Raw genomic sequence first — 24,543 nt, forward strand, 5'->3', positions numbered from 1 at the left:
TGGGTCCTGGGACGACGCTCTCACCCGGGGCAGAGTTCCCGCTTCGGGCCGCAGCTGTCCTGCGGCCCGGGCACACCCGCCGTGCCGCCGGGGCCGGGTACGCCGCCGTCGCGTGGCGGGACGGGGGCGCCCGGGGCTCCGCCGAAGCGGACATAGCCGATCTCCCGCCCCTCGCCGATGACCATGCCGCCCCGGCCGACCGCGAGCGCGTTCGCGGAGGTGCGCAGGCTCGCCAGTTCCCGCCCGGTACGCGGGTCCAGCGCCACCAGCCGGGACGGCTTCTCATCGGCGATCACGGCGGCGTACGGGGTGAGCGCGGCGCCGGCCTTCGATCCGGCGGGGCGGGTCCACCGGACGCGGCCGGCACCCAGTTCCCGGCCGATGACCGCGCGCTTGTCGGCCGGCCGGACCAGGGCGTGCCGGTCGTCGACCGCGAGCAGCCGTTCCCCGGCGGAGGTGACCAGCAGCAGCCGCCCGTCGTAGCCGTCGAGGACCGCCTCGCGGGTGTCCGGGGCCACCCCGATCAGCACGTTGCGCGCACCGTGCGGGTCCTCGCGCTGCACGCAGCCGGCGTTGTCGGCGGTCCGCAGGTTGATGCCGGTCCGCTGCCACGCCTCCTGGCCGGTCGCCGCGTCGCGGCCGGAGATGGCGAAGTAGCAGGTGCCGTCCTGGGATCGGGCGGTGATCCGAAGCAGCCGGCCGCCGACGACCGACAGCCGCTCGTCCCGGCCGGGCTCGACGTCCTGGAGCACCCGCCCGGTGGCGGTGTCGAGGACGTGCACCCGGCCGTCGATGGGGAACCCGAGCAGCGGCGGTACGGGTTCCGGGCCGGCCACCTCGTCGTCGATCCGGACGGCGTCGAGGCGGCGGGTACCGAGCAGCCCGGGGTTGTCGCCGAGCAGCCCGCTGCGCACCCCCGGCACGAAGGCCGTCCAGAGCGGGGCGGTGCCGCGCGGGTCCCAGGCGCTCACCGTGCAGTCGGTGGCGTCGACGCAGTGGGCGTCGAGCAGCATGTTGCGGTACGTCCAGACGGCCACCGCGTCGCCGTCGCGCCGGCGCGTGACGCCGGTCGTGGGGTCGAGCACCTCGTACCCCTTGACCAGCAGCTTGCCCACGACGACGACCGGGTCCCGGTCGCCGCCGGCCACCGCCGACCAGTCGGCCTTGCGCTCCCACAACTGGGCTCCGGTGGCCAGGCTGCGGGCCTCCACGCGGGTGCGCTGCTCGACCACGACGGTGTCACCGGCGATGGTCACGCTGCGCGGGGTGCCGCCGACACGCTGCTGCCAGACCACGTCGGGCTCGGAGATCGGCTCGCTGCGGTCGACCCAGTCCCAGACCCCGGGAAACGGGTTCCACACCCCGGTCGCGGCGAGCGCGACGACCACGACGAGCGCGAGCAGCAGCCCGCCACGCCACCCGGGGCCGCCCGCCTTCGCCACACGCACACCGTAGCGACGACCGCCGCGTCGTCGCCCTCCCGCGCCGCCGTGTCGCCGCCCTTTCTCGCCGCGCCGAGGGCGTAAGGAAGGGCCCCCTACTATCGCCCCGTATATAGGAAGGGTCCCTTCCTTACCGCTGGGCGGCGGAGCGGACCAGGGGAAGCGTGCGGTACGGGATCTGCTCGGCCAGGGCGATGATCGTGGAGGCCCGGCGGATGCCCTCGTACGAGACGATCTGGTCGATCACCCGCTGGAGGTCGGTGTTCGAGCGGGCCACGATCCGGCAGAGCAGGTCGCTGGAGCCGGTGATGGTGTGCGCCTCCAGCACCTCCGGGATCGCGGCCAGGTGCGCGGCGACCTGGTCGTGCCCGTGCCGTTGGCTGATCTCCAGGGTGACGAAGCTGGTCACCCCGAACCCGATCGCCGCCGGGGAGATCTCCGGCCCGAATCCGCCGACGACGCCCCGCTCCAGCAGCTTGTCCAGCCGGGCCTGCACGGTGCCCCGGGCCACGCCGAGGCGCCGGGAGCATTCCAGCACCCCGATCCGCGGTTCCTCGGCGAGCAGTTCGATCAACCGCGCGTCGAGCGTGTCCAGCTGTACACCTTGACCAGCATTCATGGCAGGTCACCCTACCGAATGTGCAACCTGACCAGCCGCAACGCGGACGGTTGCCCAGTGGGCGGGTCACCGCGATCCTCGCGGAAGGAAGCACCCACCACGACCACGGCGGCGGCCCACCCGGGCCGACCGGTACGAGAGGGAGACCGCGATGACCCAGGCGATCGACCGGCCCCAGGCAACCGAAGACGTCGACGTCGACGTGCTCGTCGGCGCCGTCGACCACGACATCAGCCGCGACCCGTTCCCCGTCAAGGGCCTCGACTTCGTGCACTTCCTGGTGGGCAACGCCAAGCAGGCCGCGCACTACTACTCCACCGCGTTCGGCATGACCTGCGTGGCGTACCGGGGCCCGGAGCAGGGCTACCGGGACCACGCCCAGTACGTGCTGACCAGCGGCTCGGCGCGGTTCGTGCTGACCGGCGCGGTCCGCCCCGACGCCCCGGGCGCCGAGCACGTGACCAAGCACAGCGACGGTGTCTCCGACATCGCGCTGGAGGTGCCGGACGTCGACGCGGCGTACGCGCACGCCACCGCGCAGGGCGCCACCGGCCTGACCGAGCCGCACGACGTCAGCGACGAGCACGGCACCGTCCGCATGGCGGCCATCGCCGCGTACGGCGACACGGCGCACACGCTCGTCGACCGGTCCCGCTACACGGGCCCGTTCCTGCCCGGCTTCGTGGCTCGCGGGCCGATCGTGGACCGGCAACCGATGATCGACGCCGGCCTCCAGCCGAAGCGCTTCTTCCAGGCCGTCGACCACGTGGTCGGCAACGTCGAGCTCGGCCGGATGGACGAGTGGGTCGACTTCTACAAGCGCGTCATGGGCTTCTCGAACATGGCCGAGTTCATCGGCGACGACATCGCCACCGACTACTCGGCGCTGATGAGCAAGGTCGTCGCGAACGGCACCCGCAAGGTGAAGTTCCCGCTCAACGAGCCGGCGATCGCCCGCAAGAAGTCGCAGATCGACGAGTACCTGGAGTTCTACCAGGGCCCGGGCGCCCAGCACATCGCCGTGGCCACCAACGACATCCTGGCCAGCGTCGACGCCATGCGTGCCGCCGGCGTCGAGTTCCTGGAGACCCCCGACTCGTACTACGACGACCCGGAGCTGCGCGCCCGGATCGGCCAGGTGCGGGTGCCGATCGAGGAGCTGAAGGCCCGCAAGATCCTGGTCGACCGGGACGAGGACGGCTACCTGCTCCAGATCTTCACGAAGCCGGTGCAGGACCGCCCGACGGTCTTCTTCGAGCTGATCGAGCGGCACGGCTCGCTCGGCTTCGGCAAGGGCAACTTCAAGGCGCTCTTCCAGGCCATCGAGCGGGAGCAGGAAGCGCGCGGCAACCTGTAACACTGACGAGCGTGACACAGCCTCCGACGTACCCGACGCCGCCGGCCGGTGGGCCCCCGCCCGCCGCCGGCGGCTTCGCGCCGCCTTCCGGTCCCGCCAATCCTGGGTACGCGGTGCCTCCCCAGCACGTCCCGCCCGGTCAGCTCCCGCCGCCCCCGGGCTGGACCCCGCCGCCCCCGGGCTGGGCCGGGCCGCCCCGCCCGGCCCCGGCGCTCGGGCCGGGCGGCCAACCGCTCGCCAGCTTCGGTGACCGGCTGCTCGCCGCGCTGATCGACGGCGCGCTGAGCACGGCGGTGATGATGGTCCTCCTCATGCCGCCGATGCTGATCCTGTTCCTGAACATGACGGGCGACCTGTCCCGGACCAACCCGGACGGCACCCTCGGGCCGACGCCCGACGCGTTCCTCACGGAGTTCCTGCTGCCGCTGTTCCTGCTCCAGCTGGGCCTGATGGTGGTGATGTTCGGCCTCTACTGGCTCTACCACGTGGAATACATGAAGCGCACCGGGCAGACGTTCGGCAAGCGGGTGATGAAGCTGCGGATCGTGCCGCTCGACCCCGCCGCCACCCTGGACCGGCGGATGGCCGGCAAGCGCTACGCCGTGCAGTACGTGGCCGCCGGCTTCCTGCCCGGCCTCAGCTACCTCGACGGGCTCTGGCAGTTGTGGGACAAGCCCTGGCAGCAGTGCCTCCACGACAAGTTCGCCGGCACGGTCGTCGTTAAGGTGGCTGCGTGAGCGAGCGCAGCGAGGCCAGGCCATGAGCGTCGAACCGGGCTGGTACGTCGACCCGGCAGACCCGGACACCCGACGCTACTGGGACGGCGAGGGCTGGATCGGCGCGCCGATCCCCGTCGACGCCACCCCACCCGAGGGACCACCGCCGGCCGAACCGCCGCCCGCGCCCGCCCCGACGTCGCCCGTGGCCCCGGTCTCCGCGCCGGGCGCCCCCGCGGGCGGGCCGCCCCTGCCGGGGCAGCCGCATCCGGGCCAGCACTACCCCTGGCAGCCGCCGCAGGGGCACGGCCACCCGCAGGCCCCGCCGCCCGGTTGGCCGCCCGGTGGCGGTCCGCCGCCCGGCTGGCCGGCCGGCGGCTGGCCCGGACGGCCGCCGGAGCCCCGCCCGCACGGGCTTCCCCTGGCCGGGTTCGGCGCCCGGCTGGTCGCCCGGCTGATCGACTTCGCGATCGTCTTCGCGCTGAACGCCGTGGTGAACGGCTGGTTCGTCTGGCGGCTGGTCGAGGAGGTCGCGCCGTACTGGCGGGAGGTGTTCCGGCGGGCGATGGCCGGCGACAGCTCCACCGACGGCCTGCCACAGCCCAGCGAACAGGCCGGCGGCCTCCAGGTCGTCATCCTGCTGATCGCCACCGCGCTCTGGCTCGCGTACGAGGTGCCGACGATGGCCTCGGGCGGGCAGACCTTCGGCAAGCGGCTGGTGGGCGTCAAGGTGCTGCCCATGAGCGCGGACCAGCCGCTCGGCTTCGGCCGGGCGCTGCGCCGGTGGAACACCCTCGGCCTGCCCACCCTGCTCTGGTACTGCTGCGGCCTCGGCCTGCTGCTCCAGCTCGTCGACGCGCTCTCTCCGCTCTTCGACCACCCGCTGCGTCAGGCGTTGCACGACAAGCGGGCGCAGACCGTGGTGGTCCAGCTCCCGCGCGGCAACCGCACCAGCGGGGGCGGGAGCGCCGCCGAGGAAGGCACCGCTCCCGGCGCGGGCACCGCCCCGAACGACCGCACCCCCGACGACCGCACCCACCCATCGGGAGACACCCCATGACCGAACCCGGACGCCACCAGCCGGCGCTGCGGCTGACCCGCGCCGACCTGGACGCGCTGCCCAACTACGTGCCCGGCCGCAGCCCGGCCGACCTGGCCCGCGAGCTCGGCCTGCCCGAGGCGATCAAGCTGGCCAGCAACGAGGTGCCGTACGGGCCGCTGCCCGGCGTGGTGGAGGCCGTCGCCGAGGCCGTCGCCGGCGTGCACCGCTACCCGGACATGGGCGTGCTCGCGCTGCGTCAGGCCCTGTCCGGGCGGTACGGCGTGGACGTCGACCGGATCGCCACCGGCTGCGGGTCGGTGGCGCTGGCCGAGCACCTCGTCCGGGCCACCTGCCTGCCCGGCGACGAGTTCCTCTACGCGTGGCGCTCCTTCGAGGCGTACCCGATCATCGCGGCGACCAGCGGCGCGACCAGCGTACGGGTGCCCAACGACGCCGGGCACGGGCACGACCTGACGGCGATGGCGGCGGCGGTGACCGACCGGACGCGGCTGATCGTGGTCTGCAACCCGAACAACCCCACCGGCACGTCGGTGCGCCGGGCCGAGTTGGACCGGTTCCTCGACGCGGTCGGCGAGGACGTGCTGGTCGTGATCGACGAGGCGTACCGCGAGTTCGTCACCGACCCGGAGGTGCCGGACGGCCTCACCTACCTCGACCGGCCGAACGTGGTCGTGCTGCGGACGCTCTCCAAGGCCTGGGGCCTGGCCGGCCTGCGGATCGGCTTCCTGGTCGCCCAGCCGGCGGTGGCGGCGGCCGTGCGCAAGGTCGTGACGCCCTTCTCCAGCAGCATGGCCGCGCAGGCGGGTGCGCTCGCCGCCCTGGCCCAGGAGGACGAGGTGCGGCGGCGTTGCGCCCTCGTGGTGGCCGAACGCGACCGCGTGACCGAGACGCTGCGCAAGCTCGTCGGCGACGTGCCGGCGAGCCAGGCCAACTTCGTCTGGCTGCCGCTGCGCGACCGGGCGGTGGACTTCGCCAAGGCGTGCGAGGCTCGGGGCGTGATCGTCCGGCCGTTCGCGGGCGACGGCGTCCGGGTGACCATCGGCACCCCGGCCGAGAACGACGTGTTCCTCGCCGCCGCCGAGGCGGCCCTGGCCTGAGGTCGTGCCGGCGTGCGCCGGGCGACACCCTGGTCCGGGCCGGTCCGCCATCCCCGAACGGACCGGCCCGGACGGCTCAGGCCGCCACCGCGGGCTCCCGGAACCGGGCCCGCCGGCGGTACGCGTAGCCGGCGAACAGCGCCATCACGAGCCCGGACGTGACCAGGCCGCCGGTGAGCACCTGACCGGTCCGGTCGATGCTGGCGGCAGCGGGCGCGGGCCCGCCGAACTTGACGGTCCCCGTAACTGACCTCTTGGTCCAGCCGCTGGCCAGAGCGAGCTCGGCGGTCCACGGACCGTCGGGCAGCCGCCGGTCCAGCGCCACCCGGATCGTGGTCGTGCCGCCCAGCGGCAGGGTGTGCGCCTCGGTCCTGACCGGTCCGGCGGACAGGCCGGACGGCCCATCGGTGAGCCGCAGGTCACCGGCGAGGTCGAGTGCCCGCTTGCCGGTGTTGCGCACCTCGGCGGTCAGCACCGGGGTGCCGTCGGCCTCCCGGCTGCCGGTCAACGGGCCGATCTCGAAGCCGGACGGTGGCTCGCCGCCGGGCCCGACGGACAGGTAGATCCGCACGCCGACGCGGCCGACGTTGCGGATGGTCTGCCCGTCGGCGCTGGCCACCTCCGCCCAGAGCACCGCGTACCGCTCGCCCGCCTCCGCGTCGCGGGGCACCTGGATGACCACCAGCACCTCGGTCTGTTCGTCGGCTTCCAGGTCCGGCTTCGGACGGTTGACGCTGGTCCAGCTGCTCAGCTCGTTCGCGGTGCGGCCGGGGGCGAAGACGAAACCGTGCTTGGTGACGTCAGCTGCGGCGGCGTAGACCGCTATCGGACGGCGGGCCTCGGTGATGTTCTGCACCATGACGCGCCGCTCGATGGTGGTGCCGGGCCGGACGTGGTCGACGACGTACTTGTGTGCCCGGCTGTCGTCCCGCCGGTCGACGGGTGCGTCGAGCAGCCGGATACCGACGGCCGGGGCCTCGCCGACCGGGCTCGGGCTGGTGCCCGGTGACCCACGGGGTGCGTCGCGCCGGGGTTCTGTGGCGGGCTGGTCGACGCTGGGCTGGCCCGGCTCACGGACGGCGGGTGCGGACGCGGCGGCGGTCGCGGCCGGGGCCCCGGCCGCGACCAGGAGGGTCAGGGCCAGGGCGACGACGCGGGCCGGGTCAGGCCACCGAATGGGTCACCGTCGCAGTGTAGGTACCGGTGACGGCGGTCGCCGGCACGTTGACCCGCAGTGTCGGGCTCCAGGTGGCCGAGTTGTTGCCGCTGCCGGAGGTCTTCGAGAAGGCCGTCCGGGGGAGGTTGAGGGTGACCCGTTCGGCCGCGGTGAGCTGTCCCGGCACGAACGTGCCGGTGCCGGTGGTGGCGGTGGCCGGCCCCGACCAGTATTCGACCAGGGAGGGCACGATGGTTTCCTCAGGAGCGCCGGCTCCGGTGGTGAACGCGGTCGTGGTGACCGTCGCGACCCAGGTGGCGGTGAGCGCCGCACGTTGGTCGACGACCTGCACCGGGCCGATGTTTCCCTCGATCACCCCGTCTGCGAAGGTGGCCCCGAGGTTCACCGCGGGCGGCGCGGTGATGTCCAGGTTGGCGGCGCCCACCGTGAAGGTGACGACGGTTTCGTCGGTGGGCGCCGCTGCGGCGGGCGATGCCAGTGCCACCACGGCGGCCGTGGCGACGGTCAGGGCAAGTAGTGGCTTCCTCATGCACCCCACGCTATTCGCATAACAACCCGAGACAGCTAGTTTCCGGACAAATCACTCTTCAGGCTGCAGAGTGGGTGATTGTCCCCAGGTAGGTTCCCGTTGTAGCGGTGTTCGGTACCGCGATCCGAATGGTCGGGTTCCACTCGACGGTGCTGTTGCCACTGCCCGACACCTTGCTGAACGCCTGACGCGTCACGTCCAGCGCGACCGCCTGCGCCGAGGTGAGCTGACCGGGCACCACCGCGCCACCACCGGTGACCCGCACCGCCGGCCCCGACCAGTAGGAGATCTGCGCCGGAATGATGGTCTGCTCCGGGCCGCCGGCCCCGGTGACGAAGGACGTGGCGGAAACTGTCGCCACCCAGGTTCTCTGCTCCCCTGCCCCGCCCCCTCGGGTGTCCCGCACCGCCACCACGCCGAGCTGGCCGGTGAGGGTGGCGCCCGGGAAGGTGGCCCCCAGACTGACCGACGCCGGAGTGGTGATGTCGACACCCACCGTCGCCCGCAGCGCGAAGACCCGGCCGGCGGCGGCCGCGTCGGCCGGCGTGGCCGGCAACAGGATCAGGATCGCCCCGAACAGGGCAGCAAACAGACGCACACCCGAGACTATAAGTTCCCTTTGTCCCTTTTGTCGAATAGGTCGTCCTGGCGTGGCGTCAGGTGGCGGCGAGGATGAGCGGCTCCGAGGTCAGGTAGTAGCGCCGGTCGTCGCCCGTCGGATCGACCGGCTTGCGGAGCCGCTCCACGGCCACGAACCCGTCGGCCGCGTACGCCGCGCCGGGCGCCCAGCCGATGCCGTCCGAGCCCACGTTGAGCGCGAAGAAGGACCGCTGCGCCCCTGTCGCCGGGTCCAGCGTCACCAGGTCGTTCGTCTCCGTCAGCAGGTGCACCCGGTCGGGCTGGACGGCGAGCAGCCGCACCTGCGGCAGGCCGGTACGGCGCCACAGCTCCGCGCCCGTACGCGCCGACCGGCCGACCGGCACGCCGTCGACGACCGCCACGGCCGTCTCGCCGACGAGTTCGGCGTCCGGCCGGTCCAGGGCCGGGGCGGCGACCGGATCACCGGTGCCGAGCAGCCAGCCCCGACCCGCGTCGTCGCCCGGCGCGGCCGTCCGCAGGCCGGTGCACCCGGTCCGGCCGGTCCCGCAGCCGACCGGGGCCGCCACCAGATCGGCACCGGCTCCCGGGGGCCGCCAGCGGACACCCGCCGCGCCGGTGACGGCGTCGCGGAACTCCACGACCGCCGGCCCGGCGCAGGAGTCGACGCCGATCAACTGCCCCGACGCGGTGCTGCCGACCGTCTCATGGCACCCCGAGTCCACCTCGGCCCGCCACAGTTCGCGCCCGTCGGCCAGGTCGACGGCCCGCACCCGGTCCGCCCCGGCCGCCACCACCACGTGCCGGCCGTCGGACGCGGCGGCCACGAAGATCCCCCGGGGATCCCAGACCGTCGCCGCGCCGGTGCGCCGGACCGTCCGTTCCCCGACCGGCGCCGGCCCGTCCGCCCGCCAGGCGACCCGGCCCGTCCGCGCGTCCAGCGCCACGAGTCGACCGTCCGACCAGCGGGTGACCACCGTCGTCCCGCTCGCCACGACCCCGTCGAGCGTCGCCGGCCAACGGCGGTACGACCAGTACGGGGTCGTCCGGTGCCGGCCGTCGACCGGGCGGTCGGCGTAGACCTGGCGGTGGGCCGCGTAGACCCGCAGCCGCCCGTCCACGATGAGCGGGGCGACGGGGAGCCGGCCGACCACGCCGACGGCGGGGGACGCGGCGGCCGGGTATTCGGCGCGGGCGGGCGTGACGACCTCCGCGGGGGCGAGCACCCGGTAGACCGTCGCCGCGACGGCGACGGTGGCGAGCAGCGCCGCGACCGCCACCGCGATCCGCCGCCGGCCGTTCGGGAACCCCATGCCACACCTCCGCCCGGCACCCTACCCAGCAGGGCCGGTCAGGGCCCGGTCAGGTCGCCGGCGGACGGTTGCCCCGGCGGGCGCCTCAGGCCGCCTCGGTCGCGCCGGTGGTCGCGGCGGCGGCCAGGTCGGCGAGGTCCTGGCGCAGCGCGCGCTCGACCGCCCGGGCCGCCAGCCCGCCGAGCAGCAGGGCCACCATCCGGCTGTACGGGGCGGTCGGCACCGCCTCCTGCTCGACCGTGACGGCGGTGCAGCCCCGGCGACGCCGCTCGACCGGGCGCAGCGTCCAGGTGATCTGGTAATCCACCCCGGCGCCCCGCGAGCCGAGCACCAGCCGTCGGGGCGGCTCGGCCTCGATGACGACGAACTCCTCGAGCAGCGCGGTGCCGTCGGGCTGGGAACGGGTCTCGCGCCACGTGGTGCCCGGGCCGAACGGGCCGGGGGTGAGCACCTCCACCGGCCCGGTGAAGCGCCGGGTGCGGGTGGTCAGGTCGGTCAGCAGCCGCCAGAGGTCGACGTCGTGCGCCTGCACGAACTCCGTGACCGCGACCGTCGACATGCCACCTCCCGTGGCCTCGACGGTACGCCGGGTGAGCGCGGATCGGGGCCCCTGAGCGGAACTTTCACCGCCGGAAGCCCCGATCCTGCTCGACGCGTCAGCGACCGAACTGGCCGGCGCGGATCGCGCCGACGAAGGCCGTCCACCCCGGCGGGCTGACCGCCAGCGTGGGGCCCGCCTGGTCCTTTGAGTCGCGTACGCCCACCACGCCGAGGGCGTCGACCAGGTTGTCCGCCACCTCCACGCAGAGACCCTGGTCATTGGAGCGGCTGCTGGTGCGCCAGACCGCGCCCGCGAGATCGTTCATCGTCGTCACCTTCCTGTCGTCGGTGCGCCAACCGGCGGCCGGGTCCGGAACCGGAAGGGGAGTCCGGGCCGGCCCGGCGCGGCATGGCGACGGAATCCGCGACGATCAACGCGAAAGACGCGGTCCCCGGTCGCACAGTTGGTGCGACCGGGGACCGTCGATGATCGGAAGGCGGATCAGCGCGCGGCGAGGATCTTCCCGGTCACCTCGCCGAGGGCGATGGTGGTGCCGTCCGGGCCGGGCGCGGTGGCGGTGATGGTGACCGTGTCGCCGTTCTCCAGGAACGTGCGGGTCTCGCCCCCGGCGAGCTTGACCGGCTCGGTCCCGCCCCAGCTGAGTTCCAGGAACGAACCGACCTGTCCCCGCTCGGGCCCGGAGACGGTGCCCGAGGCGTAGAGGTCGCCGGTGCGCAGTGCGGCGCCGTTCACGGTGAGGTGGGCCAACTGCTGGGCCGGCGTCCAGTACATGGTGGCGAACGGCGGCTCGCTGACCAGCTCGCCGTTCCACCGCACCGACAGGCGCAGGTCCAGGCCGAGGTGTGGCACGTCGCGCAGGTAGTCGGCGACCGCCGGGTCCTGCTCGGGGGCGGGGACGAAGGCGTCGCCCAGCGCGTCCAACGGGGTCACCCAGGCCGAGACCGAGGTGGCGAACGACTTGCCCAGGAACGGGCCGAGGGGCTGGTACTCCCAGGCCTGGATGTCGCGGGCCGACCAGTCGTTGACCAGCACGACGCCGAAGACGTGGTCGGCGAAGTCGTCGGTCGGGACACGGTCGCCCAGCGGGCTGGGCACGCCGACCACGAAGCCGACCTCGGCCTCGATGTCGAGACGTACGGACGGGCCGGTGACCGGCCCCTGCGGGGTGGCGCGCTGCCCGCTCGGCCGCACCACCGGGGTGCCGGAGACGACGACCGTGCCGGCCCGGCCGTGGTAGCCGATCGGCAGGTGCTTCCAGTTGGGCAGCAGCGGCGGCTGGCCGGGCCGGAAGATCTGACCCACGTTGGCCGCGTGGTGCTCGGAGGAGTAGAAGTCGACGTAGTCGGCGACCTCGAACGGCAGCTGCATCCCCACCTCGGCCAGCGGGACCAGCAGCGGCTCCACCGCCGGCCGGTGGGCGGCGTCGGTGAGCAGCTCGGTCACCCGCTGCCGGACGGCCGTCCACTGTGGGCGTCCGAGGGCCATGAAGTCGTTGAGGGTGGGCCGGCCCAGCGTCCCGGCGGCCAGCACCAGGTCGGCCTCCTCCGCGCCGGCCAGGTCGAACACGAAGTCGCCGATGCGTACGCCGACGCACGGCACGCCCTGCGCGCGGCGGAACACCCCGTACGGCAGGTTGGTCACCCCGTAGGGCGAACCCTCGGCACCCGTCACCCAGCTCATGCCGGCCCTCCGCTTCGCTCCGGACCGGCCTGAGGCACCACCGGCCGGCAAAGATGATTCGCTCGCTGACGCTCGCTCATACGTCGAAGCCCCCGTTCACCAGCCCCAGCCGGATCAGATCGGTCAGTGGTTCCAGGATGCTGCACGAGCCGAAGCCGATCCACAGCGGGCGGGGCCCGTCCAGCCCGGCCTCCGCGTGCGGCACCAGCGGGCGCGGGTCGGCCACGGTCAGCAGCTCGGCCACCTGCGCCACCGTGGCACCTCCGGCGGCGGCCAGTGTCGCCGCCAGCACGTTGACGAAGCCGTGGTGGGTGAAGCCGGTCTCCGCGTCGAGGTGCCGGACCGCCTGGTGCAGCCCGGCGGTCAGCTTGAACGGCAGCCCCCGGTCCCGGCAGGCGCAGATCACCGCGGCCAGCTCCGCCGGGCTGGGGAACAGCTCGGCGGCCAACCCGCCGGTGCGGAACTTCGCGGCGACCGGCACGCCGTCGGCGCGGGCGGCGGCGAGCGCGTCCAGCGCCCCCATCAGCCCGAACGTGAGCGGCAGCTCGGCGTAGACGGCGTCGAGGGGGGCCGAGCCGGCGCCCGAGCGGCGGGCCAGCGCCACCAGCTCGGCCAGGCCGGGCAGCGGGTCCTCGCCGCGCCTGGCCGCCGCCGCCTCCACCTGGCGTACGCGGATGCGCGGGTCGGCCGTGGCCCGTACCTCGTCGAGCCGGTCGAGCGGCACGTCGCCGATCACGCCGACGGCGATCCGCTCGTCGGCGGCGAGCAGGCCCGCCAGCTCGGGCAGCCTGGTGGCCGGCACCAGGAGCGGGCCGACCAGGCCCGCGTACCAGGCGCTGCGGTGCCGCCGGTGCGCGGCGACGGCGTCGGGCAGCGGCGCGCTGCCGGGCGGAAAGACGGCGGCGTCGTCGACGAGGCCGTCGAGAAGCGCGGGCACCTGCGTTGACACGAGACAAGAATGTACGGGACGCTACAAGGAACGGACAACAGCGTCCGATAATCGGACGTCAGTGGATCGGTGAACGGGACGAACCGGGAGGCGAGATGCCGTACTACCGCAGCGTCGGCGAGGTGCCGCGCAAGCGCCACACCCAGTTCCGCCAGCCCGACGGCAGCCTCTACGCCGAGGAGCTGATGGGCCAGGAGGGCTTCTCCTCCGACTCGTCCCTGCTCTACCACCGGCACGCGCCGACCGCGATCGTGGCGGCCGAGGAGTTCACCCCGCCGGCGTTCACCCGGGTGCCGAACCTGCCGCTCAAGCCCCGGCACCTGCGCACCCACAAGCTCGACGGCACCGGCGCCGACCCGCTGCTCGGCCGGCGGTACCTGCTCGCCAACGACGACGTGCGCATCGCGTACGTGCTGGCGGACCGGCCGTCCCCGCTGTTCCGCGACGCCACCGGCGACCACTGCCTGTACGTGGAGTCGGGCACCCTGCGCGTCGAGTCCACCTTCGGCGTGCTCGACGCGGTGCCCGGCGACTACGTCGTCATCCCCACCTCGACCATCCACCGGCTGGTGCCCACCGGCGACGCGCCGACCCGGCTGCTCGCCGTCGAGGCGGCCGGCCACGTCGGCCCGCCCAAGCGCTACCTCTCCGTGCGGGGCCAGTTCCTGGAGCACTCGCCCTACTGCGAGCGCGACGTCCGGGGACCGGACGCGCCACTGCTCGTCGACGACGAGGACGTGGAGGTGCTCGTCCGGCACCGGCGGGGTTGGACGCGCTACGTCTACGCCCACCACCCGTTCGACGTGGTCGGCTGGGACGGCCACATGTACCCGTGGGCGTTCTCCATCCACGACTTCGAGCCGATCACCGGCCGGATCCACCAGCCGCCGCCCGTGCACCAGACGTTCCAGGGCCCCAACTTCGTGATCTGCTCGTTCGTGCCCCGCAAGGTCGACTACCACCCGGACGCGATCCCGGTGCCGTACAACCACCACAACGTCGACTCCGACGAGATGCTCTTCTACACCGGCGGCAACTACGAGGCCCGGCGCGGCTCCGGCATCGAGCAGGGCTCGATCTCGCTGCACCCGTCCGGCTTCACCCACGGCCCGCAGCCGGGCGCCGCCGAGCGCTCCATCGGCGCCGACTTCTTCGACGAGCTGGCCGTCATGGTCGACACCTTCCGGCCCCTCGACCTCTGCGACGCCGCGACCGCGTGCGAGGACGAGGGATACGCCTGGACCTGGGCCCGCCGTCCCTAGCGCGTCGACCGGTCGCATCAGCATCACCGCCAACTTCACCGCGACCCTGTGGGCGTCAGCGCGCTTCTTCTCGCTGCGGGAAGCCACGGCGAAGCCGACAGCCACGACGAACGGCATCCCTACGAGCAGCAGGTAGGCCGCCCCTACGCCTGCCGCAATCCGGTCCTGCACGAGTGCTCCTCTCCACGGTGAGGCGTCCGCCCCAGGTGTGGACGATGAACGCGGGAGGCGGTATCTCCGGTCGGACGATGTGTGCGAGCGGTGCGGGCGGGCGTTCGGTCCAGGACTTCGGGTAGGCCACCTGTACCCGACCCGGACCGCCCCCCGTCCGGCGCTCGACCTGGTGCCTGGGGTGGAGCGTCGATCGGGTGACAGGCGCCTAGGCCGTCGTACGGGACAGCACGGCGAGTTCGGCGGCGGTCGCGACCCCGATGGCGAGAACCAGCGGCCACGGGGTGCCGACCAGGGCGTAGAGCAGGATCAGTGCGGGCGCGACGGCGGCTGCGTAGACGGCCAGCGCCAGGGTCCGGTCCGAGCGGAGCAGGCTCGGCAGGATGGTCCGGGACAGGCCGGGCAGCCGGGCGGCGAAGCGCCAGACCACCAGGGCCCCGCCGAGCGCCGCGAACGCCGCCGCGAAGCGGGACAGTCCCGCGCTGCCCGGAGCCATGCAGGCGATCAGCACGGCGGTGATCATCGTCCAGCCCGCTCCGTAGACCACGAGCTGGCGCAGGCCGAGCGAGATGGTCCGCCGGGAGTCGACCCGACCTGGGCTCATCGCGGCAGCCTCGGCGAGATGTTCCAGCGCCTCGCTCCAGCGCCGCTGCTCCAACCGCAGCACCCCGATGTCGTGGCGGGCCTCGGCGAGCTGGGGGTCCAGCCGCAGCGCCTCCCGATAGGCGCGCTCGGCCAGGTCGAACATCTGCATGTTCGCCGCCACCAGCCCGAGCACCAGGTGCGCCTGCGGGTCCTCGGGTGCCAACTCGACCCCACGCCAGGCCGCGTTCAGCGCCGGCTGCCCGTTGCGCGAGCCGGCCAGGATCGCCGCCGCGCTGCTCTGGGCGTACGCGTCGTCGGGGCCCAGCGCCAGGATCCGGTCGGCGGTGCGGGCCGCCTCGGCGTACTCCTCCAGGTCGCCGAGGGCGAGGGCACGGGCGACCAGTGCCGCCACGTCGTCCGGGGCGGCGGCGACCGCGGCGTCGGCGGCGGTGAGCGCCTCCGTCGGCCGGCCGGCCGCGAGGTGGACCCGGGACAGCAGGGTCAGCGCCGCGGCGTCGGCCGGGTCCAGGGCGACGGCGTAGGAGACCTCGGCCGCGGCCTCGTCGTAGCGGCCCAGCTCGGCGAGGAGCTGGGCGCGCTGGACGTAGCCGTCGGCGGCGGACCGGTCGGAGGTGGCGTCGCTGGACATCGCGGCGAGCCTAGGCTGCCGGAGCCTCGTACACCAGGGCCACCGCGATGCCGGTGAGGCCCTCGCCGCGACCGGTGAAGCCGAGGCCGTCGGTGGTCGCCGCGGAGACGGTCACCGGCGCGCCGACCGCCTCGGAGAGCACCCGCTGGGCCTCCTCGCGGCGCGGGCCGATCTTGGGTCGGTCGCCGACCACCTGCACGGACACGTTGCCGATCGCGAAGCCGGCGGCCCGCACCCGGCGGGCGCTCTCGGTGAGCAGGGCGACGCCCGACGCGCCGGCCCACTCGGGCTGGCCCACGCCGAAGTTGGCGCCCAGGTCCCCGAGGCCGGCCGCCGAGAGCAGCGCGTTGCAGGCGGCGTGCGCGGCCACGTCGGCGTCCGAGTGCCCGGCCAGGCCGTCCTGGTCGGGCCAGTGCAGGCCGGCCACCCAGCACGGCCGGCCCGCCTCGAAGGCGTGCACGTCGGTGCCGATGGCCACCCGGGGAACGATCATGCGAAGAGGGTACGCGTCAGGCGCCGGTGGCGAGCAGGTGCTCGGCCAACGCCAGGTCGAACGGGCGGGTGACCTTCAGCGCGTACTCCGAGCCGGGGACGCAGGACACCGGGACGCCCTGCTTCTCGACCAGGCCGGCGTCGTCGGTGAGCGGATCGCCGGCGGCGGCGTGCGCGGCCGTCAGCACCGCCCGACGGAAGCCCTGCGGGGTCTGCACCGCCCGCAGGGCGGAGCGGTCGACGGTGCCGAGGACGACCTCGTCGGCGTCGACCTCCTTGATCGTGTCGACGACGGGGAGCACCGGGATCACCGCGTCGTGGCCGGCGCGGACGGCCGCCGCGACGGACTCCACCAGGTCGGGCGGGGTCAGTGCCCGGGCGGCATCGTGTACGAGGACGATCTGCGGGCCGGCAGGCACCGCCGCGAGGGCGGCGGCCACCGACGCCTGCCGCTCGGCACCACCGGGCACCACGGTCACCGGGGCGACCGGGGCGAGCAGGTCGCGCACCGCCGCCACCTCGGCGGCCGGGGCGGCCACGACGATGGTGTGCACCGACGGCGCGGCGGCGAGCCGCCGGACCGCGTGCACCAGCAGGGGTTCCCCGCCGAGCAGACGCAATGCCTTGGGTCGGCCGGGGCCGAGCCGTACGCCGGCACCGGCCGCAGGCACGAGGACCGCGACGTCACCGCACGGATTGAGCTGCGCGGTCACGTCGCGGTCCTCGGTGGTTTGTTCGCTACGAATCGGGTACGACGATGCTGTGGGAACTAGGCCTCGGTGAGGACCTTGTCGAGCAGCGTCTCCGCCTCGTCCTTGGTGCTCTTCTCGGCCAGCGCGACCTCGCCGACGAGAATGTCGCGGGCCTTCGCGAGCATGCGCTTCTCACCCGCGGAGAGACCGCGCTCCCGCTCCCGCCGCCACAGGTCGCGCACGACCTCGGCGACCTTCAGCGGGTTACCGGAGGCCAGCTTCTCCAGATTCGCCTTGTAACGCCGCGACCAGTTGGTCGGCTCCTCGGTGTGCGGTGCACGGAGCACGTCGAAGACCTTGCCGAGGCCCTCTTCGCCGACCACCTCGCGCACACCCACGATCTCGGCGTTCTCGGCAGGCACCCGGACCGTCAGGTCACCCTGCGCGACCTTCAAGACGAGGTATTGCTTAGGCTCGCCCTTGATGACCCGAGTCTCGATTGCCTCGATGAGTGCGGCCCCGTGGTGGGGGTAAACAACGGTCTCGCCGACACTGAAAACCATAGGTTCGAAACCCCTTTCGCTGTGTCTAGGGTAACACGCTCAGGCACCGATGTCTCACCGCTGTCCTGACCGTTGGCGCAGCTCAGGGGCCCTGTGAGAGGTCTTTCTTCAGCTTGACAGACCGCCAAACCAGTGGTTTGAACACGCTCCGTAACGCTCAGATGACGTCCCGGTACGAGTGACGCGAACGTCGAGATCAAGGGCTATGCGCTCTTCCCATGGTAGCCGTCCGGCCCGGAACTCGCCCAGGTGTAGCGGCAGCCCGTTCCGTGCGGGACGCTGGAGGTCGAGCCGCGGACGCTCACCGACACGTCCCTGGGGGTGCGATGGGCAAGCCCGACGCAGACGGCCCCGAACTGCCCGACCTGCCACCCGAGTGGGGCCGGGTGGTCGTGCCGGACGACGCCTCCGCGCTGACCGCCGAGGCCGAACAGATCCGCCGCGAACTGCGCCGCACGCCCCGTCACGCCGTCCCGCGCCCGGCGGCCCGGCCCCCGTTCGCCCTGCCCATGCTGGTGCTGCTCGTGGCGGTGCTGGCCACCCTCGCCGGCCTCGCGGCGGTCACCTGGCCCCGGCCCGACCGGTTCACCCCCGAGCCCACCCCCGCCCCGCACGCGTCGCCCGCCGAGTTGGCCGGTCGACCGCTGCCCGCACTGGACCTGGTCGATCCGGGGCAGTCACCGGTGCCCCTGCGCGCGCTGGTGCCGGCGATGATCATCCTCGTGGACGGTTGCCCCTGCCCACAGGACGTGGCCACCGCCGCCGCCCTGGCACCGGCCGGCGTCACGGTGGTCACCGTCGCCGGAGCCCGGCCCGTCCGTGCCACGCCGCCCGCCGGGGCAACCGTACGACCGCTCGCCGACCCGGCCGGCGGGCTGCGCGCGTTCCTGCACCTGCCGGCCCGTCCCGGCGCCACCACCGCGCTGCTGGTGGACCGGTCCGGCGTCCTCGTCAAGGTGGTGCCCGAGATCCGCTCCGCCGAGGACTACCGCGCCGACCTGGCCCGACTCGCCGCCTGAGCCACACCGCACCACGAGCGCCCACCTCGGGCCGCGCCCGACCGGCGCCGAGACGCGGCAGACCGCCCCGGAACCGGTCGCCTGATAGGAAGGGCCCCTTCCTATCAGGATCTGATGTGCAGGGGGCCCTTCCTAACGCTTGCCAGGCAGTTGAGTGGGAGGAGGTCAGGGCAGGGCGACCAGTTGCGCCTCGACCCGCAGCGGCTCGGCGTTGGCGCTCGACAACGAGACCTGGAACAGCCCGCCCTGCCCGGTGACCTCCGTCGCGGTGACCGAGCCGTCGCAGGCGCTGGTGATCGGGTCCGCCGCCCGCGCCCCGTCGATCACGATCAGCAGCTCGCCGGGGCCGACGCAACGGAACTGGAGTGAATGCCGTGCCCCGCCCTCGGCGGAGGCCCGCTTGACGAGCCCCTCCGTCGACCGGAGCAGGCCCCGAGCGGTCCAGACCGTGTCGGGGAGTCTGGCCAGCCCGCTGTGCCGCGTGACCTCGTCGAGCCCCTGCTCCATCCGCCGGCGGGCGTCCCGGCCGCCGGGTCCGACGTCGACCCGGACGGCGTCGCCGCTGCCCGGGTCGACCCGGAAGACGAGGCCGCTGCGCGGGTCCGTCCTGGTCGCCTCGCCGGTCCCCGGATCGACGAGCCAGAAGCTGCTCGATCTCCCGGGCCCTTCCGGGGAGACGGCCCGGGCCCGGGCCGCCGCCGGCCCGTCTGCCCCGTTCCCGACCCGCGGTGCGGCGCTCGAAGCGGCCCCGACCGGCCCGGTGCGGGGCGCCTCGACCTGCCACCACCACCCGCCGCCGATCAGCGCGGCCAGCCCCGCCACGGCCAGCACGACGGTGCGCAGCCGGTCGACGCCGGCTCCGCCGCGAGTCGCCTGCCCACCCGGATCGGGGCCGGATTCCGGCCGGTCTGCCGCATCGGCGTCCATCAGCAGAGGGTAACCGCGCCTCGCGAACGCATCACTGCTGTCGTTCGAGCAACGCGGCGTAGAGGGTCAGGCCGGGGCCGAACGCCAGCATCACCACCCGCCGCGGCTGCGACGCGGCCCGGCGCAGCCGGTCGAGGATCAGCAGCACCGTCGGCGACGAGCAGTTGCCGTGCTCGTCCAGCGTCGCCCGGGACGCCGCCAGCCCTTCCGGCGGCAGGGCCAGCTCCCGCTCGACCACGTTGAGGATGCGCGGGCCGCCCGGGTGCACCGCCCAGCCGTCCACCTCGGACAGCGTCGAGCCGTGCCGGGCCAGCAGCCCTTCGACCAGGCCCCGGACGTGCGTGGAGAGCACCTGCGGCACCTTCGGCGACAGCCCCATCCGGAAACCCGTGTCGGTGACGTCCCAGGTCATGTGGTCGGCCGTCGAGGTGTCCGTGACGGAGGTGACCTCGCGCAGCACGTACCCCCGGCCGCCCGGAACGACCACGGCGGCGACCGCGGCGTCCGAGAAGAGCGCGTGGGAGACGATCTGCTGGGTGTCCACCCGGGCGCTGGAGGGCTGGATGTGCAGGCTGGTCAGCTCCGCGCAGAGCAGCAGCGCGGGCCGGCCCCGCGCGGTGACGAAGTCGCTCGCCGCGCCCAGCCCCGGCAGGGCCGCGTAGCAGCCCATGTGCCCGACGAACATGCGCTGCGTGTCCGGTGCCATGCCCAGGTCCCGGGCGAGCAGGATGTCCAGCCCCGGGGTGGCGTAGCCGGTGCACGAGCAGACGACGAAGAGCCCGACGTCGCCGGCGGACAGGCCGGCGGCGGTCAGCGCCCGGCCCACCGCCTCCTTGCCCAGCGGCAGCGCCTCCACCAGGTAGCGGCGCATCCGCCGCTCGGTCGGCCAGTCGGAGACGTCCTCCAGCAACGGGTTCACGGCCGCCTGCCGGCGGGTGACCCCCGAGTGCGTGAAGATCCGCTGCGCCAACGCCCGCGTGCTGCCGGAGAAGTGCTTCGAGAAGAAGCCCTCCCACAGGTCGTCCTGCGCGGCCGACGGCGGATGTGCCGCTCCCAGCCCCGCGATCACCGGTACGGCCACCATGCCCACCTCTCGTCCGGCCTTGCGCACCGGGCGGCAGATCCCGCCCCTGAAAGGGCCTCCCGCACCGTGCGCCCGCGCGTCCGCCGCCTCGGCGGACTCCCCACGCTCACCAACGAGGGACCGTTCCGTCGCGGTCCGGGTCGCCGCCCAGCGCGGCGATGCCGAGCCAGTCCGCGCAGACGTCCGACGTCGCCGGGTGCAGCGAGCCGCAGCGGGCGTCCCGGTAGAGCCGCTCCAGCGGATGCCCCCGCCGGGTGGCCGACGTGCCGGCCGCCTCCAGCACGGACGCCGCCACATCGGCGGCGGTGGTGCCGGCCAGCAGCTTGGCCCGCCACACCCAACGGTTCGTCTCCGCGTCGCCCGGCGCTTCGTCGACCCGGCGGGCCGCCTCCGCGACCACGAGCTGGGCCGCCGCCACCGCCGCGTCGGCCCGGCCGAGGCGGGACCGGACCGCTGGCAGGCCGGCCAGGTTGCGGGCGTTCAGGTGCTCGGCCGCCGCGTCGACCGCCGCCCGGGCGACCCCGACGTAGACGGCGGCGTAGCTGGCCACCAGCCAGTGCGGCATGAGCTGGGCGACCACCAGGGCCAGCCCCTCCACGCCGCCAAGCAGCCGGTCGGCCGGCACGGTCACGTCCAGGTGCAGGTCGTGTGAGGAGGTCGCGCGCATGCCGAGCGAGTCCCAGGTCGGCTCGACGGTCAGCCCGTTGCCGGCCGGCACCAAAAATTGGGAGACCACCGACGGGTCGGCGGCGCTGCGGGCGGCCACCAGGTAGCCGTCCGCGTGCCCCGCCCCGGAACAGAACGTCTTGCTGCCCTTGAGGTGCCAGCCGCCGTCGACCGGCTCGTAGACGGTGCTGAGCCGGGAGAGCCGGGCACCAGCGCCGCGCTCGCTCATCGCCACGGCGTACCAGGAGCCCTGGGCGGCGGCGGCGAGCAGCCGGTCCCGGGCGGCCAGCGCCTCGTCCGGCACCCCGAGCGCCTCGGCCAGGTCCTCGGTCACCGCGCCGAGCGCACCGGTGACCGAGGCGTGCATGTTGAACACCAGGGCCGTCGCGCCGTTGCCCCGGGCCAGCTCGGTGGCGACCGCCGCGTACTCGGCGAAGGTGGCGCCCGCTCCGCCGAGCGCGGTGGGGACCATCAGGCCGAAGAGCCCCGCCTCGCGCAGGTCCCGGAAGTCCTCGGTCGGGAAGGAGCCCTCCCGGTCGTGCTCCGCCGCCCGGGCGGCGAGCCTCGGTGCCAGGCGGCGAGCCGCCTGGAGCGCGTGCTGCGTCATACAGCCCCCTTCTCGGCCCTCTCCCTACCCAGGGACGGGCACCGCTATCCGCTCCGCGTGCCACGCCCCTGGTAGAGCACGGCGGTCGACCAGGTCGGCACGATCCGCGGCGTCGGGCCGGCAGCCGTCGCGGTTCGACGGTCGCCCGGCGTCGCGCCCGGACGGTCGCCCGGCGTCGCGTCCGGACGGTCGTCCGGCGTCGCACCCGGACGGCCGGCGGCACGCATCCGGCGGACCAGCCAGCCGACCAGGCCGGGCATCCCCGGCCGGACGCCCCGCAGGCGCAGGTCGACCCCGTGCCGGGCGCACTCGGCCACCAGCGCCCGGGCGTCCACGAACAACCGTGGATCGTGGATGCCCCTCGGTACGGTGGGCAGCCGCTCGGCGATCCGCACGGCGAGCAGCCGACTCAGCGCCGTGTCGTTCAACGTGTCCAGGACGAGCAGGCCGCCGGGCCGCAGCAGCCGGCACGCCTCGGCCACCGCGCGCCGCCAGTCCGGCACGTGCTCCAGCAACTCGCCCGCGGCGACCACGTCGGCGCACCCGTCGGCCAGCGGTACGGCGGTGACGTCGCCGTTGACGGCGGTGACCCCGTGCGCGACGGCCTGCTCCAGGGCCGACCGGGTCAGGTCGACACCCACGTGCCGGTAGCCCTTGCCGGCCAGGTGCGGGGCGAGCAGCCCGGCCCCACAGCCGAGGTCGACCAGGAGGGCGCCGGGACGGGACGCTGGTGGCACGAGCGCCGCGCGGGCCTCGGCCAGCCAGTGCAGCATCGCGAACGCGCCGTCGGGTCGCCACCACTCGCCGGCCAGGTCGTCGTACTGGCGCGGATCGTTGCGTGGCAGGGTGCGGCCCGCGTCTGACATGGACCGAGCGTGGCACGACTGCCCGGTAACGACCAGACTTTCCTCATGTCGCCAACGGTGCTAGGGCTGGTCAGGGCGAGTCACCCGGAGCCGGCCGCCGCGGTCACCACGGTGGCCGGGCTGCTGGCGTGGGGCGTCGGGCACCGGCCCGCCGGGATCCTCGCCGTGGTGCTCACCGTGGCGGCCAGCCAGCTCGCCGTGGGCTGGGCCAACGACGCGCTCGACGCCGAGCGGGACGCCACGGTGGGGCGTACCGACAAACCGGTCGCCGCCGGCGCGGTCGGCCGGCGCGTCACGGCCGTGGCCGCCGCGGTGGCCGCGCTCGCCACCCCGGCGCTGGCGCTGGCCACCGGCCCGACCGCCGCGCTGTGCGCCACCCTCGGGCTGGTCTGCGCGCTGCTCTACGACTGGCCGCTGAAGTCGACCCCCGTCTCGGTGCTGCCCTACGCGGTCTCCTTCGGCTCGCTGCCCGCCTTCGCCGTGCTGGCGTTGCCCGGGCCGGTGGCCCCGCCGGTCTGGCTGGTCGCCGCCGCGGCCTGTCTGGGCGCCGGGGCGCACTTCGCCAACGTCCTGCCCGACCTGGCCGACGACGCCCGGACGGGGGTGCGCGGGCTGCCGCACCGGCTGGGCCCGGCCGGCAGCCGCGCCGCCGCCGCGCTGCTGCTGCTCGCGGCGACCGCCACGCTGGCCCTCGGGCCACCCGGGCCGCCGTCGGGGGTCGGCCTCGCCGCGGTCGCGGCCGCCGTCGTGGTGCCGCCGCTGAGCTGGTACGCGGGGCGCACCGCCACCCGGGCCGGAGGCCGGCAGGTGGCCGCCTTCCGGGCCGTGATGCTGATCGCCCTCATCGACGTCGTCCTGCTGGTCACCAGCGGCCGACTGGTGTGAGGCGAGCCCCCTCGGAGGGCATCTCCGGGTCGGCGTGCGGAGGTGGATCAGGCCCAACTACCCTGGAGCGCGGTCTGCGCGGGCATGGCCACCACGCCCGGCGTGAGCACCGGGTGGGATCGTGACGAGGAGGACCGACGTGACGCGCTCGATCAGGGGTTCCCGGCGGGCGGCCCTGCTGCTGTCCGGGATGGCCGCGGCGACCGGGCTGCTGCTGTCCGGCTGCGGCGCCGGCCAGGTCTCCGAGACCGCCAACAAGGAGCCGTCGGTCCAGGGCGTCAACCTGTCGGCCCCCAACGGCGAGTACGCGGTCCGCGGCCTGCTGGTCGACTTTCCCGGCACCGACGGATACCCGGCGGGCGCCAACGCCGTCCTGAACGCCGTGATCTACAACGACTCGCGCAACCCGGTCACCGTGACGGTGACCACCGACAGCGCCCGCGAGGTGGTGATCACCGGCACCGGCGCGACGGCCAGCCCGCCGGCGTCCCCGAGCGGGTCGCCGTCGCCCGACCCGTCCGGGTCGCAGCCGGCCAGCCCGGGTGCCCCGGAGAGCCCTTCCGGCTCCGCCAGCCCCGAGGCCCCGCAGAGCCCGTCGGCACCGGAGAGCCCGGCCGCGCCGGCCGGCGAGCCGGCCCGGATCGAGGTCGCGCCGCTGAGCTACGTGCAGCTCAACACCGAGGCTGACCGGGTCCTCCAGCTCATCGGGCTGGACGAGTCGCTGCGCTCCGGCCAGAACGTCTTCGTGACCTTCGACTTCGGCAACGGCGTCACGCTCACCGGCCCGGCGCCCGTCGCCGTGCCGCTCACCCCGGCCGCTCGCCCGTCGCCGATCATCGAGCGCGAGGGCGGCTACGAGGGCCAGGAGGAGGGCGGCGGGCACTGACCCCGCCCCGTTCAGACCGACGACACCGTCGGCGTGGTGACCGCCACGCCGACGGTGTCTTCGTCGTACCCGGGGACTAACGTCCCCA

At 74.3% G+C, this 24,543-nt stretch carries 26 protein-coding genes; 8 read left to right on the forward strand and 18 right to left on the reverse strand.

Translation table 11 applies throughout. The annotated features are described in order from the left end of the window. Nucleotides 1-20: 20 nt before the first annotated feature. On the reverse strand, nucleotides 21-1,442 hold the full coding sequence (locus KBX06_RS04220) for a PQQ-binding-like beta-propeller repeat protein (protein ID WP_374225563.1): 1,422 nt from the start codon (nucleotides 1,440-1,442) through the stop codon (nucleotides 21-23). A gap of 130 nt (nucleotides 1,443-1,572) precedes the next feature. Then, on the reverse strand, nucleotides 1,573-2,061 hold the full coding sequence (locus KBX06_RS04225) for an Lrp/AsnC family transcriptional regulator (RefSeq protein ID WP_210832787.1): 489 nt from the start codon (nucleotides 2,059-2,061) through the stop codon (nucleotides 1,573-1,575). 151 nt (nucleotides 2,062-2,212) lie between these two features. Between KBX06_RS04225 and hppD the strand changes: the two genes are divergently transcribed. The 4 genes from hppD to hisC are packed head-to-tail and all read left to right on the forward strand — an operon-like array spanning nucleotide 2,213 to nucleotide 6,294. After that, entirely contained in the window at nucleotides 2,213-3,418 is a 1,206-nt protein-coding gene (gene hppD, locus KBX06_RS04230) for a 4-hydroxyphenylpyruvate dioxygenase (RefSeq protein WP_210832788.1), read from the forward strand. 11 nt (nucleotides 3,419-3,429) lie between these two features. Further along, nucleotides 3,430-4,155: an RDD family protein gene (locus KBX06_RS04235; RefSeq protein ID WP_210832789.1), complete on the forward strand. Its 726-nt coding sequence runs from the start codon at nucleotides 3,430-3,432 to the stop codon at nucleotides 4,153-4,155. Nucleotides 4,156-4,177: 22 nt separating this feature from the next. Further along, a complete protein-coding gene (locus KBX06_RS04240) occupies nucleotides 4,178-5,194 on the forward strand; it encodes an RDD family protein (RefSeq protein WP_210832790.1) in 1,017 nt (338 codons plus the stop codon). After that, complete coding sequence (hisC, locus tag KBX06_RS04245) at nucleotides 5,191-6,294, forward strand: histidinol-phosphate transaminase (protein ID WP_210832791.1); 1,104 nt, start codon at nucleotides 5,191-5,193, stop codon at nucleotides 6,292-6,294. Before KBX06_RS04240 ends, hisC begins: the two co-directional genes overlap by 4 nt. Before the next feature lie 76 nt (nucleotides 6,295-6,370). Here the strand turns inward: hisC and KBX06_RS04250 are convergent, their stop codons facing one another. From KBX06_RS04250 to KBX06_RS04285, 8 genes are all read right to left on the reverse strand, one after another. Next, on the reverse strand, nucleotides 6,371-7,153 hold the full coding sequence (locus KBX06_RS04250) for a hypothetical protein (protein ID WP_210832792.1): 783 nt from the start codon (nucleotides 7,151-7,153) through the stop codon (nucleotides 6,371-6,373). A 304-nt stretch (nucleotides 7,154-7,457) separates the two neighbouring features. Beyond that, complete coding sequence (locus tag KBX06_RS04255) at nucleotides 7,458-8,000, reverse strand: hypothetical protein (protein ID WP_210832793.1); 543 nt, start codon at nucleotides 7,998-8,000, stop codon at nucleotides 7,458-7,460. Nucleotides 8,001-8,058: 58 nt separating this feature from the next. Next, on the reverse strand, nucleotides 8,059-8,598 hold the full coding sequence (locus KBX06_RS04260; protein ID WP_210832794.1) for a hypothetical protein: 540 nt from the start codon (nucleotides 8,596-8,598) through the stop codon (nucleotides 8,059-8,061). Between the two features lie 58 nt (nucleotides 8,599-8,656). Then, the gene (locus tag KBX06_RS04265; protein ID WP_210832795.1) at nucleotides 8,657-9,910 is read right to left on the reverse strand and encodes a PQQ-binding-like beta-propeller repeat protein; all 1,254 of its coding nucleotides are present in this window, start codon (nucleotides 9,908-9,910) and stop codon (nucleotides 8,657-8,659) included. 85 nt (nucleotides 9,911-9,995) lie between these two features. Further along, nucleotides 9,996-10,469 (reverse strand): SRPBCC family protein, encoded by a 474-nt coding sequence (locus tag KBX06_RS04270; protein ID WP_210832796.1) that lies wholly within the window; start codon nucleotides 10,467-10,469, stop codon nucleotides 9,996-9,998. 97 nt (nucleotides 10,470-10,566) lie between these two features. After that, a complete protein-coding gene (locus tag KBX06_RS04275; protein WP_210832797.1) occupies nucleotides 10,567-10,776 on the reverse strand; it encodes a DUF397 domain-containing protein in 210 nt (69 codons plus the stop codon). 176 nt (nucleotides 10,777-10,952) lie between these two features. After that, complete coding sequence (fahA, locus tag KBX06_RS04280; protein ID WP_210832798.1) at nucleotides 10,953-12,152, reverse strand: fumarylacetoacetase; 1,200 nt, start codon at nucleotides 12,150-12,152, stop codon at nucleotides 10,953-10,955. Between the two features lie 76 nt (nucleotides 12,153-12,228). Beyond that, nucleotides 12,229-13,101: a hypothetical protein gene (locus KBX06_RS04285; protein ID WP_210832799.1), complete on the reverse strand. Its 873-nt coding sequence runs from the start codon at nucleotides 13,099-13,101 to the stop codon at nucleotides 12,229-12,231. A gap of 95 nt (nucleotides 13,102-13,196) precedes the next feature. Between KBX06_RS04285 and KBX06_RS04290 the strand changes: the two genes are divergently transcribed. Next, nucleotides 13,197-14,363 (forward strand): homogentisate 1,2-dioxygenase, encoded by a 1,167-nt coding sequence (locus KBX06_RS04290; protein WP_210832800.1) that lies wholly within the window; start codon nucleotides 13,197-13,199, stop codon nucleotides 14,361-14,363. 379 nt (nucleotides 14,364-14,742) lie between these two features. Here the strand turns inward: KBX06_RS04290 and KBX06_RS04295 are convergent, their stop codons facing one another. The 4 genes from KBX06_RS04295 to KBX06_RS04310 are packed head-to-tail and all read right to left on the reverse strand — an operon-like array spanning nucleotide 14,743 to nucleotide 17,515. Continuing rightward, entirely contained in the window at nucleotides 14,743-15,768 is a 1,026-nt protein-coding gene (locus KBX06_RS04295; RefSeq protein WP_210832801.1) for a tetratricopeptide repeat protein, read from the reverse strand. A 10-nt stretch (nucleotides 15,769-15,778) separates the two neighbouring features. Continuing rightward, nucleotides 15,779-16,261, reverse strand: a complete 483-nt coding sequence (gene ispF / locus KBX06_RS04300) for a 2-C-methyl-D-erythritol 2,4-cyclodiphosphate synthase (RefSeq protein ID WP_210832802.1) — start codon at nucleotides 16,259-16,261, stop codon at nucleotides 15,779-15,781. A gap of 16 nt (nucleotides 16,262-16,277) precedes the next feature. Further along, nucleotides 16,278-16,973 carry a 2-C-methyl-D-erythritol 4-phosphate cytidylyltransferase gene (gene ispD / locus KBX06_RS04305; protein WP_210832803.1) on the reverse strand — a complete coding sequence of 232 codons (696 nt, stop codon included), beginning with the start codon at nucleotides 16,971-16,973 and terminating at the stop codon, nucleotides 16,278-16,280. A gap of 56 nt (nucleotides 16,974-17,029) precedes the next feature. Continuing rightward, a complete protein-coding gene (locus tag KBX06_RS04310; RefSeq protein WP_091626665.1) occupies nucleotides 17,030-17,515 on the reverse strand; it encodes a CarD family transcriptional regulator in 486 nt (161 codons plus the stop codon). 326 nt (nucleotides 17,516-17,841) lie between these two features. Here KBX06_RS04310 and KBX06_RS04315 point away from each other — a divergent pair, with 326 nt between their 5' ends. Further along, the gene (locus tag KBX06_RS04315) at nucleotides 17,842-18,534 is read left to right on the forward strand and encodes a hypothetical protein (RefSeq protein WP_210832804.1); all 693 of its coding nucleotides are present in this window, start codon (nucleotides 17,842-17,844) and stop codon (nucleotides 18,532-18,534) included. Nucleotides 18,535-18,699: 165 nt separating this feature from the next. On the opposite strand, the gene KBX06_RS04320 is transcribed toward KBX06_RS04315, so the two are convergent. From KBX06_RS04320 to KBX06_RS04335, 4 genes are all read right to left on the reverse strand, one after another. Further along, the gene (locus KBX06_RS04320; RefSeq protein ID WP_210832805.1) at nucleotides 18,700-19,461 is read right to left on the reverse strand and encodes a hypothetical protein; all 762 of its coding nucleotides are present in this window, start codon (nucleotides 19,459-19,461) and stop codon (nucleotides 18,700-18,702) included. A gap of 31 nt (nucleotides 19,462-19,492) precedes the next feature. Continuing rightward, a complete protein-coding gene (locus tag KBX06_RS04325) occupies nucleotides 19,493-20,551 on the reverse strand; it encodes a type III polyketide synthase (RefSeq protein WP_210832967.1) in 1,059 nt (352 codons plus the stop codon). A 100-nt stretch (nucleotides 20,552-20,651) separates the two neighbouring features. Next, nucleotides 20,652-21,818 carry an acyl-CoA dehydrogenase family protein gene (locus KBX06_RS04330; protein WP_210832806.1) on the reverse strand — a complete coding sequence of 389 codons (1,167 nt, stop codon included), beginning with the start codon at nucleotides 21,816-21,818 and terminating at the stop codon, nucleotides 20,652-20,654. Nucleotides 21,819-21,862: 44 nt separating this feature from the next. Then, entirely contained in the window at nucleotides 21,863-22,684 is an 822-nt protein-coding gene (locus tag KBX06_RS04335) for a methyltransferase domain-containing protein (protein WP_210832807.1), read from the reverse strand. A gap of 45 nt (nucleotides 22,685-22,729) precedes the next feature. Between KBX06_RS04335 and KBX06_RS04340 the strand changes: the two genes are divergently transcribed. Together KBX06_RS04340 and KBX06_RS04345 are read left to right on the forward strand one after the other, a co-directional pair. Continuing rightward, a complete protein-coding gene (locus tag KBX06_RS04340) occupies nucleotides 22,730-23,569 on the forward strand; it encodes a UbiA family prenyltransferase (protein ID WP_210832808.1) in 840 nt (279 codons plus the stop codon). Between the two features lie 139 nt (nucleotides 23,570-23,708). Further along, complete coding sequence (locus tag KBX06_RS04345) at nucleotides 23,709-24,455, forward strand: hypothetical protein (RefSeq protein ID WP_210832809.1); 747 nt, start codon at nucleotides 23,709-23,711, stop codon at nucleotides 24,453-24,455. Nucleotides 24,456-24,543 lie beyond the last annotated feature (88 nt).

The sequence above is a fragment of the Micromonospora sp. C31 genome (assembly GCF_018070575.1).
Taxonomy (GTDB): Bacteria; Actinomycetota; Actinomycetes; order Mycobacteriales; family Micromonosporaceae; genus Micromonospora.

Coding starts and splice junctions, on each gene's coding strand:
- KBX06_RS04225 (WP_210832787.1), bottom strand. CDS start 2,061: ATGAATGCTGGTCAAGGTGTACAGCTGGACACGCTCGACGCGCGGTTG.
- hppD (WP_210832788.1), top strand. CDS start 2,213: ATGACCCAGGCGATCGACCGGCCCCAGGCAACCGAAGACGTCGACGTC.
- KBX06_RS04240 (WP_210832790.1), top strand. CDS start 4,178: ATGAGCGTCGAACCGGGCTGGTACGTCGACCCGGCAGACCCGGACACC.
- hisC (WP_210832791.1), top strand. CDS start 5,191: ATGACCGAACCCGGACGCCACCAGCCGGCGCTGCGGCTGACCCGCGCC.
- KBX06_RS04250 (WP_210832792.1), bottom strand. CDS start 7,153: ATGGTGCAGAACATCACCGAGGCCCGCCGTCCGATAGCGGTCTACGCC.
- KBX06_RS04255 (WP_210832793.1), bottom strand. CDS start 8,000: ATGAGGAAGCCACTACTTGCCCTGACCGTCGCCACGGCCGCCGTGGTG.
- KBX06_RS04265 (WP_210832795.1), bottom strand. CDS start 9,910: ATGGGGTTCCCGAACGGCCGGCGGCGGATCGCGGTGGCGGTCGCGGCG.
- KBX06_RS04270 (WP_210832796.1), bottom strand. CDS start 10,469: ATGTCGACGGTCGCGGTCACGGAGTTCGTGCAGGCGCACGACGTCGAC.
- KBX06_RS04275 (WP_210832797.1), bottom strand. CDS start 10,776: ATGAACGATCTCGCGGGCGCGGTCTGGCGCACCAGCAGCCGCTCCAAT.
- fahA (WP_210832798.1), bottom strand. CDS start 12,152: ATGAGCTGGGTGACGGGTGCCGAGGGTTCGCCCTACGGGGTGACCAAC.
- KBX06_RS04290 (WP_210832800.1), top strand. CDS start 13,197: ATGCCGTACTACCGCAGCGTCGGCGAGGTGCCGCGCAAGCGCCACACC.
- KBX06_RS04295 (WP_210832801.1), bottom strand. CDS start 15,768: ATGTCCAGCGACGCCACCTCCGACCGGTCCGCCGCCGACGGCTACGTC.
- ispF (WP_210832802.1), bottom strand. CDS start 16,261: ATGATCGTTCCCCGGGTGGCCATCGGCACCGACGTGCACGCCTTCGAG.
- KBX06_RS04310 (WP_091626665.1), bottom strand. CDS start 17,515: ATGGTTTTCAGTGTCGGCGAGACCGTTGTTTACCCCCACCACGGGGCC.
- KBX06_RS04315 (WP_210832804.1), top strand. CDS start 17,842: ATGGGCAAGCCCGACGCAGACGGCCCCGAACTGCCCGACCTGCCACCC.
- KBX06_RS04320 (WP_210832805.1), bottom strand. CDS start 19,461: ATGGACGCCGATGCGGCAGACCGGCCGGAATCCGGCCCCGATCCGGGT.
- KBX06_RS04330 (WP_210832806.1), bottom strand. CDS start 21,818: ATGACGCAGCACGCGCTCCAGGCGGCTCGCCGCCTGGCACCGAGGCTC.
- KBX06_RS04335 (WP_210832807.1), bottom strand. CDS start 22,684: ATGTCAGACGCGGGCCGCACCCTGCCACGCAACGATCCGCGCCAGTAC.
- KBX06_RS04340 (WP_210832808.1), top strand. CDS start 22,730: ATGTCGCCAACGGTGCTAGGGCTGGTCAGGGCGAGTCACCCGGAGCCG.